The organism is Inquilinus sp. (assembly GCF_057815775.1).
Map to the genome: position 1 here is coordinate 1 of NZ_JBYRFX010000506.1, position 6476 is coordinate 6476.

10 protein-coding genes are annotated in these 6476 nt (G+C 66.8%); 7 read left to right on the top strand and 3 right to left on the bottom strand.

All coding sequences use genetic code 11. The annotated features are described in order from the left end of the window. Position 1: 1 nt before the first annotated feature. From AC3XYG_RS17735 to AC3XYG_RS17765, 7 genes are all read left to right on the top strand, one after another. Positions 2–160: an acyl-CoA dehydrogenase family protein gene (locus AC3XYG_RS17735; RefSeq protein ID WP_489141185.1), complete on the top strand. Its 159-nt coding sequence runs from the start codon at positions 2–4 to the stop codon at positions 158–160. 120 nt (positions 161–280) lie between these two features. Next, the gene (locus AC3XYG_RS17740) at positions 281–1387 is read left to right on the top strand and encodes a polyamine ABC transporter substrate-binding protein (protein ID WP_489141176.1); all 1107 of its coding nucleotides are present in this window, start codon (positions 281–283) and stop codon (positions 1385–1387) included. A gap of 7 nt (positions 1388–1394) precedes the next feature. Beyond that, a complete protein-coding gene (locus AC3XYG_RS17745; protein ID WP_489141177.1) occupies positions 1395–2543 on the top strand; it encodes an ABC transporter ATP-binding protein in 1149 nt (382 codons plus the stop codon). After that, a complete protein-coding gene (locus AC3XYG_RS17750) occupies positions 2540–3484 on the top strand; it encodes an ABC transporter permease subunit (protein WP_489141178.1) in 945 nt (314 codons plus the stop codon). The genes AC3XYG_RS17745 and AC3XYG_RS17750 overlap by 4 nt, the downstream gene beginning before the upstream one ends. Next, positions 3484–4317, top strand: a complete 834-nt coding sequence (locus AC3XYG_RS17755; RefSeq protein WP_489141179.1) for an ABC transporter permease subunit — start codon at positions 3484–3486, stop codon at positions 4315–4317. Before AC3XYG_RS17750 ends, AC3XYG_RS17755 begins: the two co-directional genes overlap by 1 nt. A gap of 123 nt (positions 4318–4440) precedes the next feature. Further along, the gene (locus AC3XYG_RS17760; RefSeq protein ID WP_489141180.1) at positions 4441–4623 is read left to right on the top strand and encodes a hypothetical protein; all 183 of its coding nucleotides are present in this window, start codon (positions 4441–4443) and stop codon (positions 4621–4623) included. A gap of 266 nt (positions 4624–4889) precedes the next feature. Beyond that, the gene (locus tag AC3XYG_RS17765; protein WP_489141181.1) at positions 4890–5066 is read left to right on the top strand and encodes a hypothetical protein; all 177 of its coding nucleotides are present in this window, start codon (positions 4890–4892) and stop codon (positions 5064–5066) included. Between the two features lie 32 nt (positions 5067–5098). On the opposite strand, the gene AC3XYG_RS17770 is transcribed toward AC3XYG_RS17765, so the two are convergent. The 3 genes from AC3XYG_RS17770 to AC3XYG_RS17780 all read right to left on the bottom strand — a co-directional run. Further along, complete coding sequence (locus AC3XYG_RS17770) at positions 5099–5512, bottom strand: GFA family protein (RefSeq protein ID WP_489141182.1); 414 nt, start codon at positions 5510–5512, stop codon at positions 5099–5101. After that, positions 5509–5997: an SRPBCC domain-containing protein gene (locus tag AC3XYG_RS17775; protein WP_489141183.1), complete on the bottom strand. Its 489-nt coding sequence runs from the start codon at positions 5995–5997 to the stop codon at positions 5509–5511. The genes AC3XYG_RS17770 and AC3XYG_RS17775 overlap by 4 nt, the downstream gene beginning before the upstream one ends. 123 nt (positions 5998–6120) lie before the next feature. Continuing rightward, a partial coding sequence (locus AC3XYG_RS17780; RefSeq protein WP_489141184.1) for a glutathione S-transferase family protein occupies positions 6121–6476 on the bottom strand: 356 nt, incomplete at its 5' end.

A 6476-nucleotide genomic window follows, 5' to 3' on the forward strand; every position in this document is an offset into this window, starting at 1 on the left:
GATCTTCGGCGGCCGCGGCTACATGCGCGAGAATGTGGCGGAACGGTTCAGCCGCGAATTGCGGGTCGACCGCATCTGGGAGGGCACCAGCGAGATCCAGCGCCTGATCATCGCCGGCAGCCTGCTGAAGCGGGGCTTGGCCGGCACGATCGGACCGTAGGGATTCGGTAAAGAATCCGCTGGAGAAATCCGGCGAAGCGGGCTCTGAATAGACGTGCCGACGGCCGCGGCACAGCGACACAAAACCGGCCGGCAGGGTGAGGCATTAGGGAGCAAGGCGATGACCCGTTCCCCCCAGGCGATCCGGCTGCTGGCCGCGACGGCGCTTCTTCTCGGTGCGGCGCTGCCGGCGCTGGCGGATGAGGAGAAGGTCGTCAACGTCTACAACTGGGTCGACTATATCGGCGAGACCACGATCCAGGATTTCGAGGCCGAAACCGGCATCAAGGTGGTCTACGACACCTATGACGCGTCGGAGACGGTGGACGCCAAGATGATGGCCGGCCATTCCGGCTACGACGTCGTGCTGCACGGCTCGCATCTGATCCCGCCGCTGGTCAAGGCCGGGGTGTTCGCCAAGATCGACAAGGCGAAGCTGACCAATTACGGCAATCTCGACCCCGATATCCTGAAGATCGTCGCCGCCCATGACCCGGGGAACGAGTATTTGGTGCCGTATATGTGGGGCACGGTCGGCTTCGCCTACAATGTCGACATGATCAAGCAGCGGATGGCCGATGCGCCGGTCACCTCGCTCGACATGCTGTTCAAGCCCGAGCTGGCGAAGAAATGGGCGGATTGCGGCATCTCGATCCTGGAATCGCCGACCGACATGATCCCGCTGGCGCTGTCCTACCTGCACAAGAACCCGAATTCGCAGGATCCGAAGGACTACCAGGCCGCGGCGGCGCTGTTCAAGCCGATCCGGCAGTACATCAAGGCGGTCGATTCCGCCAACTACCTGAACCAGCTGCCGAACCAGGAGCTGTGCCTGGCCTTCTCCTGGTCCGGCGACTATGCCACCGCGGCCAGCCGGGCGGCAGAGGCGGGGGTGAAGATCAACCTGGCCTATTCCGTGCCCGACAGCGGCGGGCCGGCCTGGTTCGACGGCTGGCTGATCCCTTCCGACGCGCCGCACCCGGACAACGCGCTGGTCTTCATCAACTACATGATGCGGCCGAAGGTGATCGCCGCCGCCACCAACTTCACCAACTACGCCAACGCCAACAAGGCGTCGGAGCCCTTCGTCAACAAGGACATCCTGGAGAATCCGGCGATCTACCCGGATGCGGCGACGCGGGCGAAGCTGTATGTGCCGGCCGACCTGCCCCAGGCCGCGCTCCGCGCCCGCACCCGGGCCTGGAGCCAGATCAAATCGGGGCAGTAGGTCCTCGATGGCCGGCGCCGAGCGCTATCCGGACACCAAGGACCGGCCCTGGCTCGACCCGCAGGCCAAGCCGGTCGTCCGGATCGAGGGGCTGACCAAGAAGTTCGCGGACTTCACCGCGGTCGACGCCGTCGATCTCGAGATCCACCGCAAGGAGCTGTTCTGCCTGCTCGGCGGTTCCGGCTGCGGCAAGACCACCCTGCTGCGCATGCTGGCCGGCTTCGAGACGCCGAGCGCCGGCCGCATCCTGATCGACGGCCAGGACATGACCCGGACGCCGCCCTATGCGCGGCCGGTCAACATGATGTTCCAGTCCTACGCCTTGTTCCCGCACATGAATGTCGGGAAGAACATCGGCTACGGCCTGAAGCACGAGGCGATGACCGCGGCCGAGCGGCGCGACCGTGTCACCGAGATGCTGGAACTGGTGCAGCTGCAGGGTTTCGAGCACCGCAAGCCGCACCAGTTGTCCGGCGGCCAGCGCCAGCGCGTCGCCCTGGCCCGGGCGCTGGCGAAGAAGCCGAAGCTGCTGCTGCTCGACGAACCGCTGGCCGCGCTCGACAAGAAGCTGCGCGAACAGACCCAGTTCGAGCTGATGACCATCCAGTACCAGGTCGGCGTCACCTTCATCGTCGTCACCCACGACCAGGAGGAGGCGATGGCCCTGTCGACCCGGATCGCGGTGATGAATCGCGGCCGGATCGTGCAGACCGGCACGCCGACCGACATCTACGAATACCCGAACTGCCGTTTCTCGGCCGATTTCATCGGCTCGATCAACCTGTTCGAGGGCACGGTCGAAAGCGTGGCCGACGGGCGGGTGACGGTCGCGACGGCAGAGGCCGGGACCCTGACCGTCGCCCATGCCGGCCCGGTCCTGGCCGGGGCGCCGGTCTCGGTCGCGGTGCGGCCGGAGAAGATCGCGATCGGGCGCGAGCCGACCCAGGCCAGCACCAACACGCTGCAGGGCATGGTCTACGACCTCGGCTATTTCGGCGACCGCTCGCTGTTCCGGGTGCGGCTCGGCAACGGAAGGCTGGTCTCGGTCAGCCGGCAGAATGAGCGCCGCGGGCGGGAGGAGGACCGGCCGGTCGACTGGGATGACCGGGTCTGGCTGTCCTGGACTCCCGCCGCGTCGCTGCTGCTGACGGAATGAGCGCGACACCGGACCCTGGGGGGCCGGCCGGGCCGCTGTGGCGCCTGGCGCTGCGCCGGGTCGGCGACGCCTGGCGCGGCCTGATCATCGGCATCCCGTATCTCTGGCTGGCGCTGTTCTTCCTGGTGCCGTTCCTGATCGTGCTGAAGATCAGCCTGGCCGAAAGCATCATCGGCCGGCCACCCTATTCGGCGCTGCTGGACTGGAGCGAAGGGACCTGGCCGCGGATCACGGCGTCGCTCGACAACTTCGTGTTCCTGACCCAGGACTGGCTGTACCTCGACGGTTACCTGAACTCGGTCAAGATCGCGGTCATCTCGACCGTGCTGTGCCTGCTGTGCGGCTATCCCATCGCCTATGGCATCGCCCGGTCGTCGCCGGGGGCGCGCAACATCCTGCTGCTGTTCGTCATCCTGCCGTTCTGGACCTCGTTCCTGCTGCGGATCTATGCCTGGATGGGCATCCTCAACAAGTCAGGCATCCTGAACGGCTTCCTGGTCTGGACCGGCATCCTCGACCAGCCGATCGAGATGATGAACACCGAATTCGCGGTCTATCTCGGCATCGTCTATTCCTACCTGCCGTTCATGATCCTGCCGCTCTACGTGACGCTGGAGAAGCTGGACCAGAGCCTGGTCGAGGCGGCGATGGACCTGGGATCGCGGCCCTGGCGGGTGTTCCTCGACGTCACCCTGCCGCTGTCGTTGCCCGGCATCGTCGCCGGCTCGCTCTTGGTGTTCATCCCGGCGACCGGCGAATACGTGATCCCGGCGCTGCTGGGCAACCCGTCCAGCCCGATGATCGGCCAGGTGCTGTTCAATGAATTCTACTCGAACCGCGACTGGCCGGTGGCCTCGGCGGTGGCCGTGGTGCTGCTGATGCTGCTGGTGGTGCCGATCCTGTGGTTCCAGAACCGCCAGGCGCGGGGGGAAGGGGCCTGATGCGCGGCCGGTCCCGTTTCCTCACGGTCTGGCTGGTGGCCGGCTTCATCTTCTTCTACGGCCCGATCGCGTCGATGATCGTGTTCTCGTTCAACGCGTCGCGGCTGGCCACGGTGTGGGGCGGGTTCTCGACCAAATGGTACGCCGCGCTGTGGGGCAACCAGCAGATCATCGATGCCGCACTGCTCAGCCTGCAGATCGCCGCCGTCTCCGCCACCCTCGCCACCATCCTTGGCACCCTGGCCGGCATCGCCCTGGCCCGGCTCGGCCGGTTCCGCGGCCGGCTGCTGCTGGCCGGCATGGTCACCGCGCCGCTGGTGATGCCGGAGGTGATCACCGGCCTGTCGCTGCTGCTGCTGTTCGTGGCGCTGGAGGACACCTTCGGCTGGCCGGCCGGGCGCGGCGCGATGACCATCACCATCGCCCATGTCACCTTCTGCATGGCCTATGTCGCCGTCGTGGTGCAGTCGCGGCTGGCTGACATGGACCATTCGATCGAGGAGGCGGCGGCCGATCTCGGCAGCCGGCCCTGGCAGGTGATGGTCGACATCACCCTGCCGCTGCTGGCCCCGGCCATGGTGTCGGGCTGGCTGCTGGCCTTCACCCTGTCGCTGGACGATCTGGTGATCGCCACCTTCACCTCCGGCCCCGGCGCCAACACCCTGCCGATGCTGATCTTCTCCAAGGTCCGGCTGGGGCTGACGCCCGACATCAACGCGCTGGCGACGATCATCATCCTGGTGGTGGCGACCTTCGTCATCGCCAGCGCCGTGATCCTGAACCGGCGCGATGCCCGCAAGCTGCGCGAGAGCCACGGCGCCGCCGAGCCCTGAGCGAAAATCGCGGCCTTTCCGGAATTGCCTGCAAAATACCAGGGGAACGCATTGCCCCTTCGTCCCGTTGGGTTTGCGTCGCGGCCTCGATTCGAGCCGCTTTGCTGAACTGGAGGACGTGAGATGCGTTCTATTGCAACGATTGTCGCGCTCGCCGGGCTTTCTCTTCTGGCTGCGGCCTGCACCGTGAACACCGCGCCGGAGCGTCCGACCACGGTCGTCACCCAGCCGGCCCCCGCCGTCGTCATGCCGGGGACCACCACCTATGTGACGCCGCGCACCACCGTCGTACAGCCGTCCTACTGACGCCGGCCTTCCGATACCGGCCCTTTGGGGCCGGTTGCCGGCACGGCGGCCCGCGGCCCACAGCCGCCAGGCCACCCATGCGGTGCCCCGCTTCCCGGGGCCGCCGTGCCGGTGCGATCCCCAGAGCCGGATGAGGAATCATCCGGCTCTGTCTTTTGCGAGCTGAAGTGCGGCTGCGCTGTGGGGAACGGTCTTCGAAGTCGTCCTGTTGGGTCCTGAACGCGGTGTCGATTCGTGCCGCTTCCCCCCGAACTGGAGGATTGGACATGCGTATCAAGACATTTGCCATCGCCCTGGTCGGGCTGCCCCTGCTGGCCGCCTGCACGGTGAACAACACCCCGCCGGACCGGCCGACCACTGTGGTCCAGCAGCCGCCCGCTGTCGTCACGCCGGGCACCACGGTCGTCACGCCGCAACGCACGGTCGTTGCCCCGGCCTACTGACGGCCCGGTCTCTGCCGAGGGAAACGCGCCGCCTAGAGGTGGCGCGTTTCCGCCGGCGGCCGGTCCCAGCGATCGGCCCGGCCGTCTTCGAACACGACCGGCGCCTCGGCCAGCTCCGCCACCGTGGTGTCGTCGAGGCAGCCGAGATTGACGGCGTAAAACACGCCGCCCAGGGCTGCCATCTCCCCGCGCCCGAACGGCTTCACCCCGCAATGCCGGCAGAACCGGTGATGGATGGTGCCGCCGGCCGCGCCCATGAAGCGATACTCCGCCAGGAAGTCTTCGCCTTGCAGCAGCCGGAAATCGGCGGCACGGGCGATCGCCTTCCAAAACCGCCCCTTGGTGCAGATCGAACAGTTGCAGCGGCTGGTTCCGGCCGCGAGGTCGAGATCGCATTCGAAGCGGATTGCGCCGCAATGGCAGCTGCCGTGATAGGCGCGTTTCATGCCGCGCCTCCGATATCCTGATCCAGATAGGCTGCCAGCCGGTCGAAGCATTCGCTCCAGCCGCCATGATGGCCGTCGCGGCTTTCCAGTGTCTCGAAGCCGGTATGGCGGAAGGTCAGCTCCGTCCTGCCGTCCCAGTCGGCGAAGCTGACGCTGACCAGCGTCTCGTGGCCGCGCTCGCCGTTCTCGTCCCAGGCGAAGGTGAACACCAGGCGCTCCGGCGCCGCCACCTCGCGATAGGCGCCGCCCATCCCATATTCCTTGCCCTCGGGCGAAACGATGCGGGCGCTCCAGGCGCCGCCGGGCCGGAGGTCGAGCCGGGCGGAATGCGCCGTGAAATCCTTCGGGCCAAGCCAGCGCACCATGTGCTCGGGCTGGGTCCAGACCTTGAACACCAGGCTGCGGGGGGCGTCGAGGATCCGGGTGATGACAAGCTCGTGAGCCGTCTCCGGCGCCGCAGCTTCGGCCTGGTCACTGACAATCATGTTGCTGAACCATCCGGTTATTCAACCATATGGTTCAATACGGCGGCAACCGGCCCCTGTCAAGCAAAAGGCCGGACCGCTTTCCGGCGATCCGGCTCTCGATTTCTCCCGAACGGCCGGGTATCAGGCGGCGAAGCCGTGGGTGGCCAGGACCTTCTGCACGGCCGGGCGGGCCTTCATCCGCTGGTAGTGGGCAGCGCAATTCGCCGGCAGCGGGATCTGCAGCCGCTCGGCAGCCCAGAAGTGGACATAGTACAGGGCGGCGTCCGCGACCGACAGCGACCCTGCCAGGTAGTCCCGTCCCTCCAGCGCCGAGTCGAGCAGCTCAAGGCCCTTGCCCAGGATCTCCCGCCCGCGCGCCTTCACCTTGTCGTGATCGGCCTCGTCAGGGGCGAAATTGGCGGGACGGAACAGCCGGGAGAAGCCCTGCATGTGGATGGTGGAGACGATGTAGTCCATGGCCTCCAGGGCCCGGACCT